Origin of the sequence: Psychrobacter sp. DAB_AL43B, assembly GCF_900168255.1 — a bacterium.
Taxonomy (GTDB): domain Bacteria; phylum Pseudomonadota; class Gammaproteobacteria; order Pseudomonadales; family Moraxellaceae; genus Psychrobacter.
In genome coordinates this window covers 2,248,627-2,274,208 of the sequence record NZ_LT799838.1, presented here as the reverse complement: position 1 = coordinate 2,274,208, position 25,582 = coordinate 2,248,627, and the positions used below count along the sequence as shown (strand labels likewise).

General features: G+C 41.3%; 24 protein-coding genes. 15 read left to right on the top strand and 9 right to left on the bottom strand.

The features are described 5' to 3' along the window. Positions 1 to 33: 33 nt before the first annotated feature. The 9 genes from DABAL43B_RS09750 to DABAL43B_RS09710 all read left to right on the top strand — a co-directional run bounded on the left by DABAL43B_RS09750 (position 34) and on the right by DABAL43B_RS09710 (position 8,294). Entirely contained in the window at positions 34 to 771 is a 738-nt protein-coding gene (locus DABAL43B_RS09750) for a uracil-DNA glycosylase (RefSeq protein ID WP_079692189.1), read from the top strand. Then, entirely contained in the window at positions 772 to 1,365 is a 594-nt protein-coding gene (tadA, locus tag DABAL43B_RS09745; RefSeq protein ID WP_079692188.1) for a tRNA adenosine(34) deaminase TadA, read from the top strand. A 162-nt stretch (positions 1,366 to 1,527) separates the two neighbouring features. Further along, a complete protein-coding gene (cmk, locus tag DABAL43B_RS09740; RefSeq protein WP_079692187.1) occupies positions 1,528 to 2,283 on the top strand; it encodes a (d)CMP kinase in 756 nt (251 codons plus the stop codon). Between the two features lie 324 nt (positions 2,284 to 2,607). Beyond that, complete coding sequence (gene rpsA / locus DABAL43B_RS09735; protein ID WP_079692186.1) at positions 2,608 to 4,299, top strand: 30S ribosomal protein S1; 1,692 nt, start codon at positions 2,608 to 2,610, stop codon at positions 4,297 to 4,299. Positions 4,300 to 4,596: 297 nt separating this feature from the next. Beyond that, positions 4,597 to 4,905 carry an integration host factor subunit beta gene (locus tag DABAL43B_RS09730; protein ID WP_079692185.1) on the top strand — a complete coding sequence of 103 codons (309 nt, stop codon included), beginning with the start codon at positions 4,597 to 4,599 and terminating at the stop codon, positions 4,903 to 4,905. Between the two features lie 161 nt (positions 4,906 to 5,066). Continuing rightward, entirely contained in the window at positions 5,067 to 5,477 is a 411-nt protein-coding gene (locus tag DABAL43B_RS09725; protein ID WP_079692184.1) for a lipopolysaccharide assembly protein LapA domain-containing protein, read from the top strand. A 69-nt stretch (positions 5,478 to 5,546) separates the two neighbouring features. After that, complete coding sequence (pyrF, locus tag DABAL43B_RS09720) at positions 5,547 to 6,245, top strand: orotidine-5'-phosphate decarboxylase (protein ID WP_079692183.1); 699 nt, start codon at positions 5,547 to 5,549, stop codon at positions 6,243 to 6,245. A gap of 237 nt (positions 6,246 to 6,482) precedes the next feature. Beyond that, a complete protein-coding gene (locus tag DABAL43B_RS09715) occupies positions 6,483 to 7,280 on the top strand; it encodes a metallophosphoesterase (protein WP_079692182.1) in 798 nt (265 codons plus the stop codon). Positions 7,281 to 7,457: 177 nt separating this feature from the next. Next, positions 7,458 to 8,294 carry a histidine phosphatase family protein gene (locus DABAL43B_RS09710; RefSeq protein WP_079692181.1) on the top strand — a complete coding sequence of 279 codons (837 nt, stop codon included), beginning with the start codon at positions 7,458 to 7,460 and terminating at the stop codon, positions 8,292 to 8,294. 126 nt (positions 8,295 to 8,420) lie between these two features. Here DABAL43B_RS09710 and rpsT read toward each other — a convergent pair whose 3' ends face one another. Beyond that, positions 8,421 to 8,687 carry a 30S ribosomal protein S20 gene (gene rpsT, locus DABAL43B_RS09705; protein ID WP_010200097.1) on the bottom strand — a complete coding sequence of 89 codons (267 nt, stop codon included), beginning with the start codon at positions 8,685 to 8,687 and terminating at the stop codon, positions 8,421 to 8,423. A gap of 499 nt (positions 8,688 to 9,186) precedes the next feature. On the opposite strand from rpsT, the gene DABAL43B_RS09700 reads away from it, so the two are divergent. The 5 genes from DABAL43B_RS09700 (at position 9,187) to DABAL43B_RS09680 (ending at position 16,889) form a co-directional block, all read left to right on the top strand. Then, positions 9,187 to 9,888, top strand: a complete 702-nt coding sequence (locus tag DABAL43B_RS09700; protein ID WP_079692180.1) for an NAD-dependent epimerase/dehydratase family protein — start codon at positions 9,187 to 9,189, stop codon at positions 9,886 to 9,888. 129 nt (positions 9,889 to 10,017) lie between these two features. After that, positions 10,018 to 10,533, top strand: a complete 516-nt coding sequence (gene rraA / locus DABAL43B_RS09695; protein WP_227516789.1) for a ribonuclease E activity regulator RraA — start codon at positions 10,018 to 10,020, stop codon at positions 10,531 to 10,533. Between the two features lie 274 nt (positions 10,534 to 10,807). Beyond that, complete coding sequence (gene mfd, locus DABAL43B_RS09690; protein ID WP_079692178.1) at positions 10,808 to 14,527, top strand: transcription-repair coupling factor; 3,720 nt, start codon at positions 10,808 to 10,810, stop codon at positions 14,525 to 14,527. Positions 14,528 to 14,732: 205 nt separating this feature from the next. Then, positions 14,733 to 15,164, top strand: coding sequence for an HIT domain-containing protein (locus DABAL43B_RS09685; RefSeq protein ID WP_011513989.1), 432 nt, complete (start codon positions 14,733 to 14,735; stop codon positions 15,162 to 15,164). A gap of 303 nt (positions 15,165 to 15,467) precedes the next feature. Further along, positions 15,468 to 16,889 carry an adenylate/guanylate cyclase domain-containing protein gene (locus DABAL43B_RS09680; protein WP_079692177.1) on the top strand — a complete coding sequence of 474 codons (1,422 nt, stop codon included), beginning with the start codon at positions 15,468 to 15,470 and terminating at the stop codon, positions 16,887 to 16,889. Positions 16,890 to 17,086: 197 nt separating this feature from the next. Here the strand turns inward: DABAL43B_RS09680 and fdx are convergent, their stop codons facing one another. The 8 genes from fdx to DABAL43B_RS09640 form a co-directional block, all read right to left on the bottom strand. Further along, on the bottom strand, positions 17,087 to 17,425 hold the full coding sequence (gene fdx / locus DABAL43B_RS09675; RefSeq protein WP_079692176.1) for an ISC system 2Fe-2S type ferredoxin: 339 nt from the start codon (positions 17,423 to 17,425) through the stop codon (positions 17,087 to 17,089). A gap of 89 nt (positions 17,426 to 17,514) precedes the next feature. Further along, on the bottom strand, positions 17,515 to 19,392 hold the full coding sequence (hscA, locus tag DABAL43B_RS09670; RefSeq protein ID WP_079692175.1) for a Fe-S protein assembly chaperone HscA: 1,878 nt from the start codon (positions 19,390 to 19,392) through the stop codon (positions 17,515 to 17,517). Between the two features lie 359 nt (positions 19,393 to 19,751). After that, positions 19,752 to 20,333 carry a Fe-S protein assembly co-chaperone HscB gene (hscB, locus tag DABAL43B_RS09665; protein WP_079692174.1) on the bottom strand — a complete coding sequence of 194 codons (582 nt, stop codon included), beginning with the start codon at positions 20,331 to 20,333 and terminating at the stop codon, positions 19,752 to 19,754. Between the two features lie 61 nt (positions 20,334 to 20,394). Continuing rightward, a complete protein-coding gene (iscA, locus tag DABAL43B_RS09660; protein ID WP_025653020.1) occupies positions 20,395 to 20,715 on the bottom strand; it encodes an iron-sulfur cluster assembly protein IscA in 321 nt (106 codons plus the stop codon). A gap of 267 nt (positions 20,716 to 20,982) precedes the next feature. Next, positions 20,983 to 21,375, bottom strand: coding sequence for a Fe-S cluster assembly scaffold IscU (iscU, locus tag DABAL43B_RS09655; RefSeq protein ID WP_079692173.1), 393 nt, complete (start codon positions 21,373 to 21,375; stop codon positions 20,983 to 20,985). Positions 21,376 to 21,563: 188 nt separating this feature from the next. Continuing rightward, the gene (locus DABAL43B_RS09650) at positions 21,564 to 22,790 is read right to left on the bottom strand and encodes an IscS subfamily cysteine desulfurase (protein WP_079692172.1); all 1,227 of its coding nucleotides are present in this window, start codon (positions 22,788 to 22,790) and stop codon (positions 21,564 to 21,566) included. Next, complete coding sequence (locus DABAL43B_RS09645; protein WP_079692171.1) at positions 22,787 to 23,299, bottom strand: Rrf2 family transcriptional regulator; 513 nt, start codon at positions 23,297 to 23,299, stop codon at positions 22,787 to 22,789. Before DABAL43B_RS09645 ends, DABAL43B_RS09650 begins: the two co-directional genes overlap by 4 nt. A 542-nt stretch (positions 23,300 to 23,841) precedes the next feature. After that, on the bottom strand, positions 23,842 to 24,489 hold the full coding sequence (locus DABAL43B_RS09640; RefSeq protein WP_079692170.1) for a hypothetical protein: 648 nt from the start codon (positions 24,487 to 24,489) through the stop codon (positions 23,842 to 23,844). 481 nt (positions 24,490 to 24,970) lie between these two features. Here DABAL43B_RS09640 and DABAL43B_RS09635 point away from each other — a divergent pair, with 481 nt between their 5' ends. After that, complete coding sequence (locus DABAL43B_RS09635; RefSeq protein ID WP_227516667.1) at positions 24,971 to 25,282, top strand: HU family DNA-binding protein; 312 nt, start codon at positions 24,971 to 24,973, stop codon at positions 25,280 to 25,282. The last annotated feature ends 300 nt before the right edge of the window (positions 25,283 to 25,582 follow it).

The window sequence follows — 25,582 nt, the reverse complement described above, 5'->3', positions numbered from 1 at the left end:
ATCTATCCTATAACAAATAAAACAGGCGCTATTATGGAATTATTCGACGTACAGCCGACAAAAACAGCCGCGCAAAAACAAGCGATTTTAGACAATGTGCGCTTACCAGAAGATTGGAAAAATGCATTAGCAGAAGAATTAACTTCTGACAATATGGATAGTCTACGTGCCTTTTTAAAGGATGCTTATCAAGCAGATGAGAGTATTTATCCACCAGCACCGCTAATGTTTAATGCTTTTAATTTGACATCTTTATCTCAGGTGAAAGTCGTCATCTTAGGGCAAGACCCTTATCATCGTCCAGGACAAGCAATGGGGCTGTCTTTTTCTGTACCTAAAGCCATTCCGAAACCTCCGTCATTGAATAACCTACTCAAAGAGATGGCAGATGATATCGGTACCAGTTATTCAGCGCATGGTGATTTAAGTTACTGGGCACAGCAAGGTGTGCTATTGCTTAACAGCTCTTTGACTGTGAGAGAAGGCGAGCCAAACAGTCATCAAAATAAAGGCTGGGAGCAGTTTACCGATGCTGTAATTGATGTGATTAATGAGCAAACAGAGCATACGGTATTTATTTTATGGGGTAGTAAAGCCCAGAAAAAAGGTAAATATATCAACACGGAAAAACATCTTATTTTAACGGCTGTACATCCATCGCCACTGGCTGCTAACCGTGGTGGTTTTTTTGGTTCTAAGCCATTTTCAAAGACCAATGATTATTTGGTACAGTATGGTCAAAAACCTATTGACTGGCAGTTACCACAATAAATGACTAATTTTCTAGACATCAATTTATCACCTTATCAGTTAATGGATAGCCCGTTTATGAAGGTTAATACGCTAATAGGTGAGCAGATTAAAACGGCTATATTTTGGTCGGTTGAAGATGTTCAATGGATGCAACAAGCGCTTAAACTTGCTAAAACAGGCGCTGAGCATGGGGAGGTACCAGTAGGAGCGATACTGGTACATAATCATCAAATGATTGGTCAAGGGTTTAATGAACCTATCGGACGCCATGATGTGACTGCTCATGCTGAGATTGTAGCGTTAAGAGCAGCTTGTGCGCGCTTAAAGAATTATCGCTTGCCGCTACAGACAACTTTATATGTCACCTTAGAGCCATGTACCATGTGTGTGGGTGCGCTGATTCATGCGCGTGTAGATAGGCTAGTATATGCGGCAAGTGAGCCAAGGGCAGGTATGGTCGGTAGTCAAATAAACTTACCGATGCAGCCTTTTTATAATCATCACATTCAAGTTAATAGAGGTTTATGTAATGAGCATAGTAGTCAAATGCTCAAAACGTTTTTTCGTGAGCGCCGAAAATTAGCAAAAAGCAAAGGCAGTATAATCAATTAACAAGATAATATTCTTGCCGCTAGTGATAGGGAGGTTTGTTTGCTATAATATTGCCCTATTTGCTTGCTAATAGATTGTTTGACTTACAAGCATTTGATAAAGTTAAGTAAAAACCGCTTTGTTTATTGCTCTATAAGCAATGCCGACCATTAAGTGAGTGTTATGACTGTTTCTATCTCTGATGCTAACGATAATAGTGGAATGCCGTCATTACGCTATCCTGTTATCTGTATTGATGGGCCAAGTGGCGCAGGGAAAGGTACGGTTACGTGGCGCTTAGCACAAGCATTGGGTTATCAGCTGCTTGACTCGGGTGCGTTATATCGTATCGTCGGACTCAAAGCCTTTGAAGCTGGATTGATTATTGCGGATGCCAGCCAAGCCATTGATGAGATAGCTGTCTTAACGTTAACGGAAAGCTTAGAGATTGCTTTTGTACCTAACAATGATTCAGGGCGTGTCGATATTGTTGTGAATGGCGAGGCAGTAGGTGAGCAAGTTCGTAACGAGACAATTGGCGGTTATGCATCGCTGATTGCGGTATTTCCAAGCGTTCGCCAAGCATTGTTAAAGCTGCAGCAAGATATGGCAACCCGTTCAGGATTGGTTGCTGATGGTCGTGATATGGGTACAGTCGTGTTCCCAGACGCTGACGTTAAAGTATTTTTAACTGCAAGTGCTGAAGCGCGTGCCGAGCGCCGTGTAGCGCAACTACTGAATGCTGGTCAAGCAGCAGATTTTGAAGCGATTTTAGCGACGATTAAAGCACGTGATGATCGTGACGAAAATCGTACGATTGCACCATCAAAGCCTGCAGAAGATGCGCTAGTACTAGACAGCTCCAACTTAGACGCTGATGCGGTTTATGAGCTAATTAAGAGACATTGTCAGGATAAGGGTATTTGCTTTAATAAGTAATAAAAACAACATAGTAAGGATTAAAAGGTTTCCTATGAGTTTCATTTTAGTATAAAATTACAGTAGTAAAAGTCAATGTTCTTTAGAAAGTCATAAAAAACACTATTTACAAGAATATCAATTTAAAAGATATCAATTAAAAATATAAAGCATTCTAATATAAGACAGTTGTTGTTAGTGAGTTCGCTAAATAATTCGCTTATTACCAACAAACGTTTTTTTATATGACTGTATAAGATATAAAACCAGTATTCTCGTTTTATGCAATCATACATTTGATCCGTACTGTGCTGGACAGGATACGGCTATACAAAGGTAGACATAATGGAATCATTTGCTGAACTATTTGAAGCGAGCATCGAAGAAACAGGTCTGGATATCGAGCGTGGCTCGGTTATCACCGGTACTGTTGTGGCCATCGATAACGACTGGATCACTGTTGATACTGGTCTGAAATCTGAAGGTATCGTCGCTCGTGAAGAGTTTTTAAGCGAAGAAGGCGAACTCGAAGTTGAAGTTGGCGATAGTGTCGATGTTGTGGTTGAAGCGGTTGATAACGGTATGGGTCAAACCTTACTGTCACGTGAAAAAGCCAAACGCGTTGAGACTTGGAATTTCCTTGAAAAAATCTCTGATAATGATGAGATTGTAAAAGGTATTATTTCTAGCAAAGTAAAAGGCGGCTTTACCGTAGATATCGGTTCAGTACGCGCGTTCTTACCAGGTTCTTTAGTAGATGTACGTCCTATCCGTGATACGACGCATCTAGAAGGTAAAGAGTTAGAATTTAAAGTTATCAAACTTGATCAAAAACGTAACAACGTTGTGGTTAGTCGCCGTGCCGTTATGGAAGCTGAAAACTCAGCTGAGCGCGAAGAGCTATTGAACAAGCTTGAAGAAGGTATCGAGATCGAAGGTATCGTTAAGAACCTAACTGATTACGGTGCGTTCGTTGATCTTGGTGGTATTGATGGTCTATTGCACATCACTGATATGGCATGGCGCCGTATCAAGCATCCATCTGAAGTAGTTGAAGTTGGTCAAGACCTAAAAGTTAAAGTATTGAAATTTGACCGTGAACGCAACCGCGTTAGCCTAGGTCTAAAACAACTTGGTACTGATCCTTGGGATAACGTTGGCGGCACATACCCAGTGGGTAGCGTTGTTAAAGCTCGCGTAACCAACTTGACTGATTATGGTTGTTTCGCTGAAATCTCTGAGGGTATCGAAGGTCTAGTACACGTATCAGAGATGGATCATACCAACAAAAACATTCATCCATCAAAAGTTGTCCAAGTGGGTGATGAAGTTGAAGTAATGATTCTTGATATCGATGAAGAACGTCGTCGTATCAGCTTAGGTATCAAACAGACTCTAGCCAATCCATGGGATGAGTTTGATAAGAAGCATGAGCGCGGTGATAAAATCACTGGTACGATCAAATCAATCACTGACTTCGGTATCTTTATCGGTCTAGATGGCGGTATTGATGGTTTGGTTCACTTATCAGACATTTCTTGGAATGAAACTGGTGAAGATGCTATCCGTAACTACAACAAAGGCGACACCGTTGAAGCAATGGTATTGTCTGTAGATTCAGAAGCCAACCGTATCAGCCTAGGCGTGAAACAACTAACTTCAGATCCATTTAACGAATACCTAGTCAACAATGACCGCGGTGCTATCGTTAATGGTAAAGTGAAAGAAGTAGATGCTAAAGGCGCTACTATCGAACTTGCTGATGAAGTTGAAGCGTATCTACGTGCCTCTGAGATTCAACGTGACCGCGTTGAAGATGCTACTAAGCATCTAGCTGTTGGTGATGATGTTGAAGCTAAAATCATCAGTGTTGATCGCAAAACACGTAACATCAGCCTGTCAATCAAAGCGAAAGACGAAGCTGAAGAGCGTCAAGCGATTAAAGAGCTAAGCAGCACTAGCACGACTAGCACTACTGCCGGTTCTGATGCACAACCAAAAACTATTGGTGACTTGATTAAAGAACAAATGCAGTAAACGATATACTGTTGATCGTATTATAATATAAAAAAAAAGCGACTCCGGTCGCTTTTTTTGCGATTAAATTTTGGTATTCATAATAATGTATGAGGATTTCTTTTAAATGGGGAAACTCTTATTTCCATTTACATCAATATCCGCTATCATTTGCAACATTGAGTAACGAAATGTGAACCTAAAATCAAATCATAATATATGAACAGTTAAATCAATATTTATTAGCAATGATTTGATAATTTATAGGGTCTTGACTTACAGTCATCTTATCCATTAATCAACAAGGCAAGCGTGATAATGCAGCAACCAATTAACAAGTCCGAATTTATTAGTAACCTGAGTGCAAATTGTGACAATATGACGGATATCATCGTCGATGACGCAGTACGCGAAATATTAAATTTGATGACCCATACTTTAGCCAATGATGGTCGAGTAGAGGTGCGTGGCTTTGGTAGTTTCTGTCTCCATCATCGTCGGGCACGTATGGGGCGCAATCCTAAAACAGGTGAAAGCGTACCAGTACCTGCCAAAGCGATTCCACATTTTAAGCCTGGTAAAGCACTACGTGAAGCGGTCAATGCTAGAGTTGCAAGCGGTCAGTAAAGTAACTGATATTTTAGAAGATTAAAATATTTTACCACTAGAGTATGAGTCTATTTTTATTGAGATAGAATACTGGGTAACATATAAACGTAATCAGCAAGTAGTATGACCAATTTTTTTGTTAAACTGTTTGTATTATTAAAAACTTAAGGATACGTCTAATGCGCTTTTTATTGTTCGTGTTACTGTTTTTGAGCTTTGCTTATTCGCTTGGTTTGGTATTGGCAAACAATACTGACGTTGGGGTAAATTTACTGTTTTCACAAGCACCTACGATGAATTTAGGGTTGCTACTCATACTTTGTCTCATGCTTGGTATCGTGATTGGTATCTTATTAGCATTACTTATCTTTCGTGTCCTACAAAACAAGTGGGAGATCTCGCGTCTACAAAAGGCGAATGCCAACCTGCAAGAGCAGCTAACACAAGCCAATATCGTTATTGACCGCCAAGCCAATTCTCCAACAGTAGAAGAAGCAGTCTATGGTGCAACTGCTGCCAATGTACAAGATGCGACAGCAGACCATTTGGACGAAGGTACAAGCTTAACCAAGCAAAAGCGAGATTATTGATTAAATGATGTGTTTTTGCTGATAATTTTTATACGTAATTTGATAAATCTGACATAAAGTGCCATAACTATGAATAATGCAATCAATTCTCCAGTCATCGTCGCATTAGACAACATGACGAAAGATGCCTCTCTTGCGCTAGCTGACCAATTAGATCCGGCATTATGTCGATTAAAAGTAGGTAAAGAGCTGTTTACTCGCTGTGGTCCTGAGATAGTCAAGGCGTTACATCAGCGTCATTTTGAAGTGTTTTTAGACTTAAAATTCCATGATATTCCTAATACTACCGCACAGGCAGTATTGGCTGCCGCTGAGCTTGGCGTATGGATGGTTAATGTTCATGCAAGCGCTGGCTTAGAAGCAATGTCATTGGCAAAACAACGTTTATTAGACGGTAATTTTGAGACACTATTGATTGCAGTCACCGTTCTGACTTCCATGGACAACGAGGCACTTATGCAAACGGGTGTCACTGACGGCTTGGATACACAAGTGAGCCGATTGGCACAATTGACCAAGCAGGCTGGTCTTGATGGCGTAGTTTGCTCAGCACAGGAAGCAAAAACGCTTAAAGCCTTATGTGGTCATGATTTCAAACTGATTACCCCTGGTATTCGTCTGTTAGATGACAATACAGACGATCAAAAACGTATTTGTACACCGAAACAAGCGTTAAGTGATGGCTCTGATTACTTGGTGATTGGGCGCTCAATTACCCAAGCCACAGATCCTGCTACTAAACTGCAAAAGATTCTCCAAAGTATTTAGTAATAGATTTAACAATTTAATAAAAAGTAAGGTTTTTGAGATAAAGTTATTTAAAAAGACAGCCTAAACCGCTGTCTTTTTACTTTTTGCCAGTCGGTGAAAAGGTGCTAAACTAATTAGATTTATGCTCATACCAACTCCAAAAAAGTATGACTGGCTGTTCAAACTTGCTCAGTCTACTAGAGGTAGCTTTTACACTCGCTTTTGGAAATCACATTATTGATAATATTGGATCATATGAAATTACAGATTTTGAGTGACTTACATATTGACAGTTATGCTCGTCAGTCGCATCCGATGGGACACATTCCTAAGACTGACGCAGATATGGTGCTAGTAGCGGGAGACACCGCAAATAGCGATAGTGGTATGCTATGGCTACAAGAGCAAGCAGCGCGTTTACAAGTGCCTCTAATCACTATCGCGGGCAACCATGAATACTTCAATGAAGATGTGCTACATTTTGATAAAAAGTTAGCCACTTGGGATAACTATAATATGGAGTCGAAGCAAGGCGTTCGATTTCTGCAATGCCAGCATATTGATATTGGTGATATGCGTATCTTAGGCTGTACGCTATGGACGGACTATCAATATCAAGCCAACGAAGATACCATGGCGGCGGCTTCACGTTTTATGCGTGACTACAAACAGATTTATGCAGGTAGCGAGCTATTTTCACCTGAAGTATCGATGCAAATCCATGCGGTACAACGGCAATGGCTCCAGCAGGCACTAATAACCGCTAAGGACTTGGGTAAAAAAACCGTGGTGATGAGTCATCATAGTATTAGCCCGTTATCAGTGTCTGAGAAATATGCTGAGCTGCCGAGCAATGCGGCGTTTGTCAGTGATTTATCGAGCTGGATGCATGAAGATTGGGCACCGACGCTATGGATACATGGACATACGCATGAAGCATTTGATTACCGTATTGGTAAGACGCGGGTGATTGTGAATCCAAGAGCTTACCCTAACGAGGTCAGTAGTACGGCGTTGGCGTTTGCATGGGACAAAGTGGTCGATATCGATTAGAGAGGGTTTAATAGTGATAAAAAATTTCTGCTATTAGCATAATCGAGTTTCCGATACTGACCACACTTCTCTGACCATATTTCTCCGAGCACACCTAGTTATAGTAATGGTAGCTTATATTGCAACTGGCTTTGTATTTTGTTCATTCTTGTCAAAAAATCTGCTACGCTTGCTACCATGAGCAAAAATACTAATGATACTTTGTCGAAACTATCCGCTGAGACGCTTGCAAGTCATACTCCAAGTGCGCCAGCGCCTTCACACCTACCTGATAGTATGATTTCTTCGGTGAGCTTATTGCCTGAAGATAAGCGACTGATCTTATTTACCAGACACTCTCTACGCGAGCGCTCTGATGGTAATGGCTTTGCCAGTTATCAGCTACCACTAACACCCAAAGGCCGCGTATTAGCAAAGTCTTGGGGTCGTTGGTTATCAGGGCATCTGCCATATTCACTCGATGTCGATAGCATTTCAAGTCCGATTGGTCGCTGTATCGATACCGCGCAGTTGATGCAAGAAGGGGCAGGGCTGCGCCGAGATATCTCGCACCAGTCATTATTGGTTGAACCTGGTAGCCTAGTGACTGAGCCTGACATTGCCAATCCAATATTTAAAGAAATTGGCGTCCTAAACTTTATCAATCGATTCTTACAGGGCAATCTTGAAGGTACCAAAAACGCCTATCAAGGTGGTCTCGATATTTTATCGCTTTTTTATCAAAATCAGCCGCAGCATGGGCATCTTATGCTGGCCGTCAGTCATGATACCTTGCTATCTGCATTTTTAGCGGTGATGTTCGATGTGGTAGAGATTGATTGGAACGACTGGCCAAAGATGATGGAGGGGGTATTTTTGTGGTTTGATGACAAACCGTTTGAGCAAGCAAGTGCGCATTTTGTCTGGCGCGGCGAAGTTTATGTGCGCCCGATCCATACCTTGTTAGATGGCTATCGCGCTGCAGGATTCCATCCAAGCAAACTGTTATTACCACCAGAAGTAAAATGGATATAAATACTTTTTGTTATGAATTGAATGTTTTTAAACAGGCATAAAAAAACCTTGCCCCAGTATTAGAACCAGTGACAAGGTTTTAGTCATCATGCTATAAAGCGCGATGCGGTCTAAACGTTATAAATCTTAAGCTTGTAAGCCTTTGATTGTTTTGTTTAGGCGGCTCTTACGACGAGCAGCTTTATTCTTATGAATAATACCTTTGTCAGCCATACGATCAAGAACCGGTACCGCTTTTTTGTAAGCTTCGGTAGCCGCGTCATAATCTTTAGCTGCGATTGCCGCATCAACACGTTTCAAATAAGTACGAACCATAGAGCGTTGTGACGCAGAGTTCTGACGACGTTTGGTGTTTTGACGGGCGCGTTTACGAGCTTGTGCAGTATTAGCCACGCGAATCTCCTTGATAAAGACAGATAATAATATGAATGTGGATTACAGTAATAGGTTTAACCATCATCGGTGACGAGCAGCCGTCTCGTCAAACATGATGTCGATGTCTAATATTAAACTATCTAATACCAATAGATCATCGCAAGCGCCATGGCTGTTTGGAATAATTAAACAGCGTTGACGTGTAAAGCCGGTTATCTTAGCAAATTATCACGCTTAGAACAATATATTTGATGATTAATGCTTAAAGAAGTTACGCTGTTGTATGGATGATTGGTTTTTTTGGGTATTTATTCGAGGTCTACTAAGGCGTCCTTCATGATTATTGGCCTAATAAACTCCGTAGCTGATAAAATCTCTTACAATAAATGCTGCATAATAACCTCAGTTATCCATTAATTTAGGTATGATACTAAGGTGAAAAGCTTTGGAGATGGTCTTTCAAGCATCACATTTTCCATCATCATAAATCTTCCCACACTATATAAATGGACAGGATATGCAGCGAAAAGCAATTGTAATTGGTGCGACAGGACTGGTAGGGCAGCATCTTGTTAAGCAGCTTAGTGAGCTTTATGACACGTTAACTGTGATTGCACGGCGTCCGCCACGCTACATTAATGCCAGCATGCGCTTTTATCAGGTCAATGATTTTGACAACCTAGCTGAAATATTCGCCAGCGTTGGCGTTGATCGAAAGACCGATGCTTTTAGCTGCCTTGGTACCACAAAAAAGCAGGCTGGTAGTGACGAAGCCTTTCGAAAAGTAGACCATCATTATAATGTAACGTTCGCTACGCTTTGCCAAGATAAAGGCGTTGAAAACTTCTTTTTATTATCTTCAATGAATGCTGATATCAATAGTCGCTTTTTGTACAATCGGGTAAAAGCTGAAACTGAGCAATCTATTATGGGGTTAGGTTTTGCGCAGTTGGTTGTTTTTCGTCCTTCATTATTACTTGGCAAACACAAAGGTCGGCCACTTGAAAGTATCGGTCAAAAGGCTTTTCAGTTTATCTCACCTTTAGTATCAGAGTCATTATCACTGCATCCTATTTCTGCTAAGCGTGTCGCTAGTGCTATGGCAATGAGCGCGCATGATATCTATCACCGTAGTAAGTATCGCAGCGAACCAGTAGTCAAAACCACTGAGATTATCGAAAATAAACAGATGCTTGCGATGACTCGAGTAAAGCATTAAGCTGTAAACGAGCTTTTATTTTATGATTGATTTGAAATATCAAATAGCCTAAGTATTCTAATGAAGTGATAAATAAAAATAATTTAACCATTAAAGACAAGGAGTCTGACCATGCCAGAATCAGCAACGATGAATAGAGAAAATTTTGTGACTTGTGATTTATTAGATGCCAACCCTGAATCACAGGTTTGTTTGCCCAATATCGAAGGCAAGTCTTTTTATAGTTTTGGCGGCAAGGACAGGTTTTGCGGTGAAATTGTGACGGTAAAATGCTTTGAAGATAATAGCCGCGTCAAATCACTGCTCAACAGCGATGGTAAAGATCAAAATGGTGACGGTAAACTATTAGTCGTAGATGGTGGTGGCTCGATGCGTTGCGCGCTGTTAGGCGATATGATTGCTCAGTCAGCGATAGATAATAGTTGGGCTGGAGTAGTGGTCTATGGCTGTGTTCGTGACGTTGATGATATGGCGCAGATGGAGCTTGGGGTAATGGCGCTTGGCTGTATCCCGCGTAAGTCAAATCGCCGCGATGAAGGACAGACTGATATTGAAATTAGTTTTGGTGACCTAACTTTGAACTCTGGTATGTTTATCTATGCAGATAATAATGGCATTATCGCTAGTGATAAACCGCTAATATAACAATAGCTTTTTATGCCATAGCTTTTTGTTGAAATTTGAAGTTTACTAAGCACTTAAAAACTAAGATAAACACATATTAAAAATCTCAGCTTCTAAGCTGGGATTTTTGTGTTTAATGAATATTTTTAGGACTAAAAGTTTGTTTCTTATGTGTTTATTGGTTATTTTATTCTGAGTAACTACTAGAGTGACAAACCGTTACGGCATAAATTTTGGTAATTGCTTAAATGTTCGTATAATAGCCTTCTGACTTTTAACTTTGATCCTATTCTCTATGCCTATCACTGCTTTGACTGACGCCTTTGACCCTATTAACCAGCAGTTATTCCCTATCCAAAACGCTCAGCGGCGTTGGCTAGCACCTGTGCATGGTGCAGTCAGTAGTTTATGGCTGGCAAGTTTGATTCAGGCTCCGATATGGAATGTTGCTGACCGCCTCAAAGTCGTGGTGACACGCGACCAAAATCAGCTCAATCAAATAGAGACGGAATTGGCGTTTTGCGGGGTCGATGCCTATGTATTTCCCGATTGGGAGACGCTGACGTACGATGAGCTGTCACCGCATCAAGACATCGTGAGCGAGCGCATTAACCTGCTGACGGATATGCCAACCTCAGGCGTGTTGCTGATATCAGTACAGGCGCTGATGCATCGAGTGGCACCGCCAAGTTGGCTGATCGGCCAGCATTTTGATTTGAGTGTGGGTGATCAATTCGATATCAGCACCCAGCGTGAACTACTTGCAAAAGCAGGTTACCGAGCGGTTGAAAATGTCTTTGAGCCGGGTGAATTTGCCGTACGTGGTAGTATCATCGATATCTTTGCGATGGGTCAGCCGTTTCCGCTACGTTTGGACTTATTCGATGACGAAATTGAAACCATTCGGTTTTTTAATCCGCAGACCCAGCGTACTTTGACCGTTGATGATCTTAAAGCAATGATGAGTGGTAATGATAGTAGCATGGGCAAGGAATCACTGTCGCTACTGCACAAACTACCGGATATCTCAAAGCCTATTCAGCAATTTCAAATATTACCAGCGAAAGAGTTTCCACTCGACGAAGGACGCGAGACTTTTCGGACCAATTTTGCCGCGATGTTTCCTAATGCCAGTAGCCGTAAGTTTGAGCTGCATAAAGATGTGATGGCAGGTATTGCTAGCAGTGGATTAGAATACTATCAGCCATTATTTTTTGATTTAAAGGCTTGGGAGTCAGAAAGTAGTTTATTCTCCTATTTACCAGATGATGCACTGTTTATTATTGATGAACTAATTAACGAAAAACAGGTAGATTATTGGTCACAAATCCAGCGCCGCTATGAAGAGCGTCGTCATGATATTGATAAGCCCATCGTCGCACCTGAGTTGCTGTACTTATTATCGAATACCCTCAATGAGCATCTCAATCATTATCCACGCATTATTCTGAGTGCGCGTAATGAGCTGGCAACGATGACCGATGTGGCGACTATTGATGAAGATGGCGTAACACCAAATCCAGCATTAACCGCTACTTCCACCTCGGCTAAGCAACAAGGCTTGGTAACACTTACCGCTCTAGCACCGCCGCAGTTATCAGTGAATCATCAAAAAGCAGAGCCTTTGACTGAGCTGCTAGATTTTTTAGCCATACAAGCACAAACGTCGACACCGGTATTGGTGGTCGCTGAAACTGCGGGTCGCCGCGAGATTCTCATTGAGCTGTTTAAAGGTAAAATCGATATCAAAGCCTATGATAGCTTTGAAGAGTTTTTAGCAGCAGATAAGATAAATGCTTTTAAAGATAACAAGTTGCCACAGGTCGGTTTAACCGTTGCGCCCATTGAGCGTGGCGTTTATGTGCCTGAGCGCTTGGTGCTGATTAGTGAAACGCAGCTATTTGGTCGGCAAGTATTGCAAACGCGCCGTCGCCGACAAAGTGGTGTATCAGAAGAGTTCTTGGTTAAAAGCGTTACTGAAATAACCGAAGGCAGCCCAGTTGTTCATATCGAGCATGGTATTGGTCGCTATCATGGACTGATTACCTTGGACGTTGGTGACGGTGAGCAAGAGTTTATTCACTTAAAATATGCCGATGATGCCAGCATTTATGTGCCAGTAGCCAATTTGCAAATGATTAATCGTTATAGTGGCGGTGACCCAGCACTTGCGCCGCTGCACAAAATTGGTAGCGGGAAATGGGACAAGGCTAAGCAAAAAGCATTGGAGCAAATCCATGATGTCGCGGCTGAGCTCCTTAATATGCAAGCACGGCGCGAAGCCAAAGTTGGTATTCATTTCAAAATAGATATCTCGCAATATGAGCTATTTGCCAGTCAGTTTGCCTTTGAAGAAACCCCTGACCAAGCTAATGCTATTCATGCGGTTATGGAAGATATGAAGCAGAACCAACCGATGGATCGTCTCATCTGCGGGGACGTTGGTTTCGGTAAAACAGAAGTAGCGATGCGCGCCGCTTTCATCGCGGTCAGTGCAGGCTACCAAGTAGCGATATTGGTGCCGACGACATTGCTAGCGGGTCAGCATGAAGATAATTTCCGCGATCGCTTTGCTGATTGGCCAATACGTATCGAAACACTATCGCGCTTTGGCGGTAAAAAACATCAAGAAACTGTTCTGACAGATCTTGCAGATGGCAAGGTTGATATCGTTATTGGGACTCATAAGTTATTGCAACCGGATGTGAAGTTTTCTAATCTAGGCTTGATGATTGTCGATGAAGAACACCGCTTTGGTGTGCGTCATAAAGAGCGTATCAAGGCCATTCAGACCGATGTGGACAGTATGTCGATGACGGCGACGCCAATCCCTAGAACGCTTAATATGGCGCTATCAGGTATGCGTGATATGTCGATTATTGCCACGCCACCCGCCCGCCGACTGGCGATTAAAACCTTTGTCATGCAAAAGACAGAAGCACTGATGAAAGAAGCTATTTTGCGTGAGCTATTGCGTGGTGGGCAGGTATATCTATTACATAATGATGTCGCCAGTATTGAGCGTATGGCAGAGACGATTCGCGAGCTGGTTCCTGAAGCACGGGTAGGGGTTGCGCATGGACAGATGCAAGAGCGCCAACTCGAACAAGTGATGCAGCAGTTTTATCATAAAAAATTTAACGTGCTGATTTGTTCGACGATTATTGAAACGGGCATTGATGTACCGAATGCCAATACCATCATTATTGAGCGCGCTGACAAGTTTGGTCTTGCTCAGCTGCATCAGTTACGTGGTCGTGTCGGTCGTAGTCATCATCAAGCTTATTGCTACCTGCTAGTACCCTCTATTAAAGGTCTTAAAGGCGATGCCAAACGTCGGTTGCATGCTATTGAGCGCGCTAACACACTGGGTGCAGGTTTTATGCTGGCTAGTGAGGATTTAGAGATTCGCGGAGCCGGTGAGATACTGGGCAAGCAGCAAAGTGGTAATATGCAAGCAATTGGTTTTAGCTTATATATGGATATGCTTGAGCGTGCTACTAAGGCGATCAAAGCTGGTAAAGAGCCCGATTTGAATACACCATTGTCGCTGACCAGTGAAATTAATCTACATAGCTCGGCGTTGATACCGGAAGAGTATTTGCATGATGTGCACCAGCGTTTGTTATTTTATAAACGTATTAGTAATGCCGATGATAAAGAAGCGCTGACCGATATCCGCACTGAGATGATTGATCGCTTTGGTATATTGCCGGATCAAACCAAGCAGCTATTTGCCATTCATGGACTGCGTATACAAGCAGAACCATTGAAGATTAATAAAATTGATGCCAACAGCAATAGCATGACGTTAGAGTTTGCGCCTGACACACCAGTCGATGCCTTAGCCATTATTAAACTGATTCAAGCAAATGGTCAGCACTATCGTATGAACGGGGCGTCTGGTATTCGTTATCAGAATGCTGATAAACTGGCAACACCGCAACAGCGCGTTACGGTTATCCAAGAGCTATTACGCTATTTTAGCGAGCATATGGTGGCAGAGTCGGCGTAGATTGGTTGGATAATAACGGCATGTCAGGGATACAAGCTAAGTAGGTTAGCTAGGTAACGCAAAGCCAATGGCTTATGTCGCTATTTTATCGGCTGGATAACTGATAAAATAGTGACACTATATTTTTAACCCCTAATTTTCAGCTTATTGCATTTTACTTTTTTATTTCCTTTTACTTAAGCTTCATAACAAGAGAACCGTCATTATGTTCCAACTTCATCATAAACTTGCTGCCGATAGTTTTTTAGTGGGTGATTTTCCATTATCTACCTGCCGTTTAATCAATGATTGTCAGTTCCCTTGGTTGATATTAGTGCCGCGTGTATCAGGTATTAAAGAGTTGTATGAGTTATCTGAGGCTGACCAAACGCAGTTTTTACGTGAATCGAGCTGGTTATCAAGTCAACTTGCCAAGACCTTTCAAGCGGATAAAATGAATGTGGCCGCACTGGGTAATCAAGTACCACAATTGCATTTTCATCATATCGTTCGTTATCAAAACGATATGCAATGGCCAAACCCAGTATGGGGCGTGCCTGCTGTTCCTTATAGCAAAGAGGTATTGGCACAGATGCAGCAGACTTTAATGATGGCACTACGTGGTCACCATCAAATGCCATTTGATTGGCAAATGTAATAAAGCCTTAATTGAGAATCTTAATGTTTTTTCAGAATGTAAGCTACCAAAAAAAGCCAGATATAAGTTGTCTGGCTTTATTTTTAATTGAAAGTAAGGATATCACGATGACCATTTGAATAGGCTTTAAGTCAAGATGAATGATAAGTGGTATGCTTTCGGTTATGAGTGACATAGGTGCTCTGGGAATAAAGAGCTATAATATATAGATTTAGTAACTACTTATATAATCAACTTTTTATAAACACACTTTCATTCTTCTTGATACTTCTGATGGTTTTCTAGTTTAAGCGAATATCGACCATGGCATTTTTAGATATATTAAGCCCAAAAAAATCTATACAGGGTAAGGATGCCTATCGATTTGACTATCCGGAAGTATTTGTTTTAATACTAAGCGTTATTCTGCTTGCCGTGCACTTTGACTTCAGTCCAACTTCGATGGCGCTTCTCGTCGTCGTCTGCCTACCTAGTCTCATGATTCTAATTTATAACTACCGCCGCCAAACAAGTTTTTGGACGTCCAATATTGTTATTATTTTATTATCTGCGGTCATTGGCTCAATACAGTTTTGTCCTATAATTTCACTGAGTTTGGCGGCCTTGATAGCACTGCGTGTTATTATTAGTAGTTCTGAAAATCATCTAAAACTGATAACGGTATCAGTAGTCACTGTCATTATTTTTTATTATGTCAGCGTCACTTTAAGTATCAATGAAATAGATTGTCATGAAGACTGGATAACCTCCGTCATATTATTGGCAACTATCATTGTAATCTTGTGTCATTTTCGCCGCGTATATCATGATTATATTCATTACGAAGGCCGTGCTCAGCAAGCGGCTGGGCGATTAAATACCATGGTTTCCGTTATTAATAAATTAACGCGTTTTATACCACCGCAAATCTGGGAACCTATTGTAAAAGCAGACGTCCCCGTAAGTGTCTCTAATAAGCGGGCTAAGCTGACGATCATGTTCTCAGATATCGTCGGTTTTACGGAACTGTCTGATAGCTTAAGCGCTGATAATTTGGCTGATATCTTAAATACCTATATGCACTGTATGACTTTAATTGCCAATAAACATGGTGCAGTATTAGATAAGTTCATCGGCGATGGTATGGTGTGCTTTTTTGGTGAGCCAGATAGCCGTGGCCCACGTCAAGACGCATTAGACTGTGTCGCTATGGCAATAGATATGCGCCGTGAGATGCGCACCTTAAGGCAGAAATGGCGGCTTATGGGCTTTGAAGGCTTGTATATACGTATTGGCATTACCACGGGCTATTGCCATGTCGGTAACTTTGGTAGTAATAATCGTCTGAGCTATACGCTCATTGGCAAAGAAGCCAACCTTGCCTCAAGACTTGAAGCAGTCGCTGGTAAGAGTGAGATATTTATTAGTGAGCGTACCCATGATTATATCTCTCATGATTACGACTGTGAATATGCTGGATCTTTTCAGTTAAAAGGCTTTGATAGTAAAGTAAGCGCCTGGCAAGTACTCGACCCAGATGCGAATAAAGGTAAGTTGTCGAAATGGGTGGATCATACACTACCGGGTTTTAACCTCCACCTGAATTTTAGAGACATGCAGGATAACGATTATCAAGATATTCGAAATCGCTTAAATATTGCGCTTGAGCGTATTGAGCAAGAAGAGAAGGCGATTACGCTTGAGATGACTAAAGCGAGTAAGCAAGAAGGTCAACGTCATAAGTAAGTGAAGGCTGATAATGGTGTTATAGGTGACTATCTTTTATTTTGAATTGACCACATGGGCTTAGAGAATATAGTTTTTGAGCATTAAAAATAGAAAAAAGCCGGTTATTAATAATAACTGGCTTTTTTTATATAACGTTATCTTCTTAATATATCAAACCATCTCGCTAACGACGCTCATAGGTAAGTTATTATTATTTAGTGGTTTTCTTTGGCATGGTTTAACGTATATTTAGGAATCTCAATAGTTAAATCTTCATCATCAAGCATCACCTGACAGGATAATCGTGAGTCAGGCTCTAAGCCCCAAGCGCGATCTAGCAAGTCTGCTTCGATATCATCCATCTCATCTAGGCTATTAAAGCCTTTACGTACCACGACATGACAGGTGGTACAAGCTTTTGACATCTCACAAGCATGCTCAATTTTAATACCCTTTTCTAAAAGCGCTTTGCATAAGTTGCTGCCCGCTTCTAGCTCGACTTCAATACCTTCAGGGCAAATTTCATGATGGGGTAGTACAGTAATTTTTGGCATAAGGTGTCTATCCAGTGCTAATCAATTTAAAATAAAATCTAAAAAATAAGCTTAATATGATGGCTAAGCTATATTCCTAAACGTGTCTGCTACCAATCTTGTGCACTAGTCCCCGCCATACTGGCTTTGACGCTTTGGTCCATAATAAGAGCAGCAAAGGCGTCACTATGGGGTTTAAGCTGTGCTTGTTTTGCTTCGATAAGTGCCAAATCGTCAGTATTAAGTGTTGCTTCTAGTGCTTGCATGGTTTCCGCTAATGACTGTTGTGCTTCAGGTGAGAGTAATGAAGCAAATTCTTTCAGTGCCGATTGGAGCGCCAATACTTCGCGTTCAGCCTCTACCTTAGTTTCGATTAAAGAACGGGCGTTCTTATCTTCTTCAGCGTATTTGAACCCTGCAATCAGTAACTGTTCTTTTTGCTCATCAGACAGTCCATAAGAGGGAACAATCTCAATTTTACTTTCTGTTTTGGTCGTCGTTTCTTGTGCACTCACTGTCAGTTGCCCATTAGCGTCAATACTAAAAGTCACTTCAATACGAGCAAACCCAGCTTTCATAGGCGGAATACCATAAAGCTCAAAGCGTCCAAGTGAGCGGCAGTTATCTACTGTCTCACGCTCGCCCTGCACCACATGAATCACCATGCCCGTTTGACCATCTTGATAAGTGGTAAAGATTTGGCGTTTTTTGACAGGAATAGGCGTATTACGCGGGATAAGGACTTCAACCAGACCGCCCATGGTTTCAAGACCCAGCGATAGCGGCGTTACATCCAATAGCAATAGATTGTTATCGCTATCACCGTTAACCAATTGATGCGCTGTCTGTGCTGCGCCTAAGGCAACCACTTCATCTGGATTGAGACGGCAAAGTGGCTGCTTGGCAAAAAACTCCGTAACGACTTGCTGAACCGCAGGCATGCGTGTAGAGCCACCAACCAAAATAACTTCATCTAAGTCTGTCTTAGAAAGTTTAGCGTCACGTAATACTTGTTCACAGACGCTCAATGTGCGGCTATTTACTGGTGCTGCGATAGTGAGTAAATCTTCACGGCGCAAGACACCTTGATAAGATTGTTCATTGACGATGATGTCAATATCAACTTGCTCAACGTCAGTCAATGCTTGCTTATACGCTTTGGCTTGTTGGGCGAGTATCGATTTATCATGAAGGCTCACATCTTTAGGGTCGATATGTAATTGTTTGATGAGCCAATTGGTTAAGAGACGATCAATATCATCGCCACCGAGCGCACTATTACCACCCGTTGCTAACACTTCAAAGACGCCATCATTCAGTTTCAAAATAGACACATCAAAAGTACCGCCGCCTAAATCATAGATTAGATAATGGCTTTCGCTATCAACGCCAGTAGGCTGGTCAAGCCCGTAAGCCACAGCGGCAGCGGTAGGCTCATTTAATAGACGCAGTACATTGATACCCGCCGCTTGAGCTGCATCTTTAGTCGCTTGGCGTTGCGCTTCATCAAAATAAGCGGGCACAGTAATAACAGCACCTTGTATGCTCTCGTCAGGCAATGCATTAGCAGCACGCTGTTCAAGCGCTGCTAAAATACGCGCTGAAACCTCAACGGGAGATACTTCTCCTTGGGCGGTAACAAACGCTGGCATCGCATCTTTGTCACCACTTAATTCATAAGGGTGTGAGAATTTGATATCCGCTTGACTACGACCCATAAAGCGCTTAGCCGAGATGATCGTATTTTTTGGATCATCTGCTAAGTGAGCGAGGGCGTCATAGCCAACCAGTGGCTTGCCTGTACTTGGATAATAAACCACGGAAGGCAATAAGGTATCAGTCGTTGTGCTTGCTTGCAAAACTTGCGCCTTACCTGAACGCACTACAGCGACCAATGAGCGCGTCGTACCAAGGTCAATTCCTAAACCAAAACGATGTTGGTGAGGTCGAGTACTTTGATTGGGTTCAGCAATTTGCAATAAGGACATAAGACAACTCAAAGATAAAATGAATAAGTGAAATGGAACAAATACAACATGCAGGCTACTATTATTTAACCACTGCATTTTTCTATCAAATATCAGCACGATATAAATAGTCTAATGTAGAAATCAGCAGTTAAGGGTATTTAAAGTAAGTGATTATACGGGATAGTTGGTACTATTTTAACCATCGCTTTTAAATAAGTAGTCATTCACTGTGTTGGTAACTGTTTTTAAATTAAAGTGCTTCTATAATAATCAGATACTTCTATAAAAAGTCATTAGGCATAAGAAAAGCACTATGCATATTTGAAGTTGGACTAAGTCAGTTGTATTTAAAAATGATGCCAGTAAAAATAAATGGTTTAAACATATAAATCATCATCATCTAAATGCTGAGTAGTTGCGACTTCATCAAGCCCAATAGTGATGTCTGCATTCAATTTGACTAAAAACTTCAGTTTTTGGGTCGCATCAATTGCCGCTTGCCAGTCTTGGTTTTGGTAAGCATTATTAAAACGTGCAGACTGCTTAGCTAGGCGTTCTGTAATCTGTGGGTGTAGCTGTTGCAGCGCTGATATATCTTTATCGCCAATGGCATCGTCTAAATCAATACGCATTTGCATGGCATCTTCTAAAAAGTCCAAATCTGCGATGGAATGCTCTACATTTTGCGCTTGACCAGCCATATCTAACAGGTAGCTGGCGCGGCTATCAGGCGCACTGAGCGTCTGATAGGCTTGATTAATAAGTGCCGACGCTTGCTCAGACTGCTGCGTTGCTTTTGCATTATCTGCCACATTTTTTGCGACATTATCAGGATGATAGTGTTTTTGCAGGAGACGTAGACGTTGATCAAGGCTGTCTTGGATGATGTCAAATTGTACAGGCTGCTCAAATAGGGCAAAGAAGTTGTCAAACTGTGCTTCTGGAGTATTGTCTGTCATATCACATGCCTTCATTTTTATTTATTATTTTGAGGACTTCTATCTTATTCAATAAAAAAGCTTACACCGTAAAGGATTCACCGCAGCCACATTCGCCTTTTTGATTGGGATTGGTGAATTTAAAGCCTTCGTTTAGGCCTTCTTTTTCATAATCCATCAATAAGCCATCTAAATATACCAAGCTTTTAGGGTCGATAAAGATGCTAACGTCACGACTTTCATAACGCGTGTCATTTTCATCAGGCGTATCGACAAACTCTAAAACATAAGCCAAACCCGAACAACCTGCTGTACGGATACCGACTCGGATACCTTCACCTTTACCGCGATTGTCCAAAAAATCTCGAACATGCTGAGCGGCGCGTTCTGTCATTTCAATCATGCCAACTCCTATTGACTATCAATAATAGAGATAAAAAATCTGAATAAATACTTTATGTCAGTTGGCAAAATAAAGCGCTTGCCAAGATAATTCGAATAAACCGTTTAAAATAAATAAAAGGTGACAATTACATAAGCGTCATTGTCACCTTCATGGCGTTAGCCGCTTTTCAGCAGCTTGCGCTTTTATACAAAGAGCAAGTTACTAAATAATATATATTAAGCTGCTTACACATATACTCAATATAGCTGGTCGTTTTAACTACGACTACGCTTCAGCCGCCGCATGCTTGCCTTTATAATCACTAATAGCCGCTTTGATAGCATCTTCTGCAAGGACAGAGCAATGCACTTTTACTGGTGGTAATGCTAGTTCTTCAGCAATGTGACTGTTCTTAATTTCGCCAGCTTGGTCTAAACTTTTGCCTTTTAACCACTCAGTGACGAGTGAGCTTGAAGCAATTGCTGAGCCGCAGCCATAGGTTTTAAAGCGTGCATCTTCAATGATACCGTTATCATCAACTTGAATTTGTAGACGCATCACATCACCACAGGCTGGGGCACCGACCATACCGGTACCAACGTTTTTGGCATTTTTATCAAGATTGCCAACGTTGCGTGGGTTTTCGTAATGATCAATAACTTGGTCACTATAGGCCATGGGATTTTCTCCTAGTTAGATGATGAGCAGCATCTTAGATTAGTAACTTACTAACTTTTAATGTCTACTTACTCATCGATAATTGGGGTCAAACATTTCACTTATAAAAACTGTATTTATAATTGTTTGATTGATCGTCTAATGGCTATATTTAATAACCATATCGTTATTTTACTACTGAATAAATCTTAATGCTCAGACCACTCTACTGAGTCTAAATCAACGCCTTCTTGATACATATCCCAAAGTGGCGATAGGGCACGTAATTTGTCAACGGCTTGATGCATCTGGGTAATAACTGTATCAATATCTTCTTCAGTCGTATAACGACCGAAGCTAAAGCGGATTGAGCTATGCGCCAACTCATCTGGGCGACCGATAGCACGCAATACATATGATGGCTCAAGCGTCGCTGACGTACAGGCTGAACCTGATGATACGGCTAAGTCTTTTAGCGACATCATGAGCGATTCGCCCTCAACAAAGTTAAAGCTGATATTTACAATATTAGGAACGCTGTTTTCTAAATCACCGTTTAGATAAATCTCTTCAATATCTTGTAAACCATCCCACAACTTTTGGCGTAATTTTGCCGCGTGATCGTGGTCTTCTTGATAACGCTCATTGGCTAAAGCAAAGGCTGCACCAAGACCAACGATTTGATGGGTAGGCAAGGTACCTGAACGCATGCCGCGCTCATGACCGCCGCCATGTTGCTCTGCTTTTAGACGAATACGTGGCTTACGGCTCACAAATAGTGCACCAATACCTTTAGGACCGTATGCTTTATGACCTGAGAAGCTCATTAAGTCTATTTTCATCTCTTCAAGGTTGATAAGCACCTTGCCAACAGACTGCGCGCCATCAACATGGAAGATAACACCCGCTTCACGAGTGATTTCGCCAATAGCAGCAACATCTGTAATCGTACCAAGCTCGTTATTGACCATCATGAGTGATACTAAAATCGTATCTTCACGTAAGGCAGCTTTCACTTGCTCTGGCAAAATCATACCAGTGCTTGGCTGTGGCTCAAGGTAAGTAATCTCGAAACCTTCTTGCTCAAGCTCGCGGCAAGTATCTAGTACCGCTTTATGCTCAATTTTACTGGTAATAATATGCTTACCACGAGACTGATAAAAATGTGCGGCGCCTTTAATGGCTAAGTTATCAGATTCTGTTGCACCAGAAGTAAAGACGATTTCGCGTGGATCCGCATGGATGACGTCAGCAACTTGCCCACGTGCCGTTTCAACTGCTTCTTCAGCTTGCCAGCCATAGCCATGCGAGCGTGATGCTGGGTTACCAAAGATGCCGTCTACCGTCAGATACTCGCTCATCTTGGCAGCGACTGACTTAGCAACTGGCGTAGTGGCGGCATAATCTAAGTATATAAGTTTGTTATGTTGGCTCATGCTGGGTTTGCCTCGCTGGTCGATAAAGTAATAGTATTGATGTCTTTTATAGAAATGTCTTTCGAAGAAAATGTGTGCTGACGGTCTGACACTGACTGCACGTGCTCCATATCTAACAATTGCGCCAATGTTATATTTTTCAAGTACTGCTCAACATGATTGGATAAGGCACACCACAAATCATGAGTGAGGCACATTGTACCACTTTGACAGTCGCCGCGTCCTTCACACTGCATCGCGTTAACCGACTCATCGACAGCAGAGATAATACTCATCACATCTATCTGATCAAGTGGCTTGGCTAAATGATAGCCGCCTGCCGCCCCGCGAATACTCGTGACCAAACCACGCTTACGTAGTTTTGAAAATAACTGTTCGAGATAAGATATCGATATCGATTGTCGCTTAGCAATATCAGATAAAGATACAGCACTCTCTTGTTGGCTGGTTTGCAGTGCCAAATCTAGCAAAGCGGTAACGGCGTATCTGCCTCGAGTAGTCAAACGCATGTGTTATCTCCAAACCTTTTAATGATAAGTTTATTTAACAACGATCTTAGTCTCGTCGTATTATTAAAAGCTAGCTATTTGAAGTAGCTGTTAAAAACACATCATTTATGTGCAATAAGCAAACTTCTAATAAAAATCATCTATCGACTAAGTTGTGTTTTATCGTTATTAAACAACAGATGGTTTACCCGATGTGTGCAACGATAAGGTAATTATACTCAATCCCGAGTAATTTAGTCAAGATTAAAGTGTGGTTGAATGGTTAGTCATACTTATTACGATGATTGATAAAAACAATGGTAAGAAAACGACCGGTAAAAGAAGGAGGAGAGATATCAGAAAATGTGATTTTCAAAGGCGTATGAGATACTTATAGTCATTGGCTGATTTACTGCTTATATTTTAAAGCTTAGTAGTACGAAAAAAACAATGACAAAACAAGTAAGCGAAAAAAAGCGCTTAATATTTCTGAATCATATTAAACGCTATCAAAGCCCATTACTTACTCTCAAAGGTTTATATATAACATTGCTTAATAAGCGTTAGTTCATCACAAACAATGCGATGATAGCTGCAATAGCGATGACAGTAGCGACTATCGTTGTAATAATAAAGGTCTTTTGCTTACTTTGTAATTCTTTGACAGTCGTTTCAAGCTCACGGTTTTTAATGGTTAAGGTAGTGATTTGGGTCTGCTGTTCTTTAATCCGTAGCTTATAGCTCTCTTTTTTATCCGCCTTTTCAGCGTCAGTAGGCTTGGGCTTGCTTTTGCCGCCTTTAATCTTTCTAATCAAACCTTGAATCAAGCTACCTAGGCCAAGTTGCATGATAAACTGCTTTACCAGCTGTACTTGCACAGATTCACCGCGCATTTGCAGCTTTTCTGTCGTTTCGCTATCGTGAGTAGTGATGGCATTAATCACTTGAATGCTATAAGCGTTGATGACAACGTCAGGCTCGCTACGCCCGATAGGGAGTCTGTCATCCAATAACACGCCTTTGGTGCTAAAGGTGGCGAATACCTCCACATGTGGTAGATATAATCTAAGGGCGACGACAGTACCTTGCTTGGCAAGCGGATAAGCGGCTTTACGGAGTTCTGGATCTAAACGTAACAGCAGGGTCAGCGCCGATTCGATAAACACCAAAATGACATTAAGAAAAGAGTGAGACAACGTAGAACGCTTCATGTAAATAATCCGTTGTTATTGTTCAAGTTAAAGATAAAAGGACAAGCAAGGATCAAAAACGACCCAAAATGTACAATAAGATTTCGCTTATAGTACCGTCTTTATAATAAAAAGTAACGCTAGTTTCTGTCAGTGGCTACATTATTACCTGACCATTATTCCTCTAATTAAAGCATTAGGATTAGGCGATAGCCACACTTGAGCCATACTTGCTAATTTGTATTCAAAGATAAAATAGATGAAAATCACTACATTAGGGTTTTATACACCAGAATATAAAATAGCGATCTTGTCACGAAATTGCAGAATGTTTAAGTAACATTGGGTGTTAAATACGTAGTAAGGTGCACAAATATATGTAAAATCGCTTGCGCTCCTTATGCAGCCTTGATATAAAGACGTTAACAAAGCGAAACCTGTTTATGCGTGAGTCAGGTGGTTTTTATTGCTTAAGTACTCTGAGAGCGATACAATACTTGGCGTGAGCGTTTTTTACCCCCTAAAACTTGAAGGAAATTTTATGAATAAGTCAGAATTAATTGATAGCATCGCTGAAAAAAGTGGTCTAAATAAAACTCAAGCTGGTGATGCTTTGAATGCTGTTATGGAAAGCGTGGGCGAAGCTCTAGAAGCTGGCGATAGCATCTCACTTGTTGGTTTTGGTACTTTCAGTGTAAAAGACCGTAAGGCTCGCACTGGCCGTAACCCTAAGACTGGTGAAGAGCTGAGCATTCCAGCTAGCAAAGTACCAAGCTTTAAAGCTGGTAAAAACTTAAAAGAGCGCTTGAACTAAGCCATTCTATTGATAAACATGCGCAGTTGACGACGTGATACACGAATAAAAACAGCGTTTGTTAGCAGTGACACAATAGAAATTCACTTATGGTTTAACTTATAAGCTAAGCTATAAATGAAGCAGCAAAAAAGCACCTAGATATTAGGTGCTTTTTTTAGTGCTATAGTTTGTATTATATCGTGTGAATATTTTGAGTCTGCATTAAAAATCACGTATCATAGGGCGCGCGCTAGAGATGTTGATCAAATAAAGGCGATGTTATTCATCTTGAGCGACAATAATAAAATGCACCCTTTC

Bases quoted from the DNA above. Each gene is read 5' to 3' on its own strand.
- iscA (WP_025653020.1), bottom strand. From the start codon at position 20,715: ATGATTGAAATGACAGAACGCGCCGCTCAGCATGTTCGAGATTTTTTG.
- pyrF (WP_079692183.1), top strand. From the start codon at position 5,547: ATGAATAATGCAATCAATTCTCCAGTCATCGTCGCATTAGACAACATG.
- DABAL43B_RS09645 (WP_079692171.1), bottom strand. From the start codon at position 23,299: ATGCGTTTGACTACTCGAGGCAGATACGCCGTTACCGCTTTGCTAGAT.
- DABAL43B_RS09710 (WP_079692181.1), top strand. From the start codon at position 7,458: ATGAGCAAAAATACTAATGATACTTTGTCGAAACTATCCGCTGAGACG.
- DABAL43B_RS09730 (WP_079692185.1), top strand. From the start codon at position 4,597: ATGCAGCAACCAATTAACAAGTCCGAATTTATTAGTAACCTGAGTGCA.
- iscU (WP_079692173.1), bottom strand. From the start codon at position 21,375: ATGGCCTATAGTGACCAAGTTATTGATCATTACGAAAACCCACGCAAC.
- hscB (WP_079692174.1), bottom strand. From the start codon at position 20,333: ATGACAGACAATACTCCAGAAGCACAGTTTGACAACTTCTTTGCCCTA.
- DABAL43B_RS09715 (WP_079692182.1), top strand. From the start codon at position 6,483: ATGAAATTACAGATTTTGAGTGACTTACATATTGACAGTTATGCTCGT.
- DABAL43B_RS09725 (WP_079692184.1), top strand. From the start codon at position 5,067: ATGCGCTTTTTATTGTTCGTGTTACTGTTTTTGAGCTTTGCTTATTCG.
- mfd (WP_079692178.1), top strand. From the start codon at position 10,808: ATGCCTATCACTGCTTTGACTGACGCCTTTGACCCTATTAACCAGCAG.
- hscA (WP_079692175.1), bottom strand. From the start codon at position 19,392: ATGTCCTTATTGCAAATTGCTGAACCCAATCAAAGTACTCGACCTCAC.
- DABAL43B_RS09700 (WP_079692180.1), top strand. From the start codon at position 9,187: ATGCAGCGAAAAGCAATTGTAATTGGTGCGACAGGACTGGTAGGGCAG.
- DABAL43B_RS09680 (WP_079692177.1), top strand. From the start codon at position 15,468: ATGGCATTTTTAGATATATTAAGCCCAAAAAAATCTATACAGGGTAAG.
- DABAL43B_RS09685 (WP_011513989.1), top strand. From the start codon at position 14,733: ATGTTCCAACTTCATCATAAACTTGCTGCCGATAGTTTTTTAGTGGGT.
- rpsA (WP_079692186.1), top strand. From the start codon at position 2,608: ATGGAATCATTTGCTGAACTATTTGAAGCGAGCATCGAAGAAACAGGT.
- DABAL43B_RS09650 (WP_079692172.1), bottom strand. From the start codon at position 22,790: ATGAGCCAACATAACAAACTTATATACTTAGATTATGCCGCCACTACG.
- DABAL43B_RS09750 (WP_079692189.1), top strand. From the start codon at position 34: ATGGAATTATTCGACGTACAGCCGACAAAAACAGCCGCGCAAAAACAA.
- rraA (WP_227516789.1), top strand. From the start codon at position 10,018: ATGAATAGAGAAAATTTTGTGACTTGTGATTTATTAGATGCCAACCCT.
- fdx (WP_079692176.1), bottom strand. From the start codon at position 17,425: ATGCCAAAAATTACTGTACTACCCCATCATGAAATTTGCCCTGAAGGT.
- DABAL43B_RS09640 (WP_079692170.1), bottom strand. From the start codon at position 24,489: ATGAAGCGTTCTACGTTGTCTCACTCTTTTCTTAATGTCATTTTGGTG.
- tadA (WP_079692188.1), top strand. From the start codon at position 772: ATGACTAATTTTCTAGACATCAATTTATCACCTTATCAGTTAATGGAT.
- cmk (WP_079692187.1), top strand. From the start codon at position 1,528: ATGACTGTTTCTATCTCTGATGCTAACGATAATAGTGGAATGCCGTCA.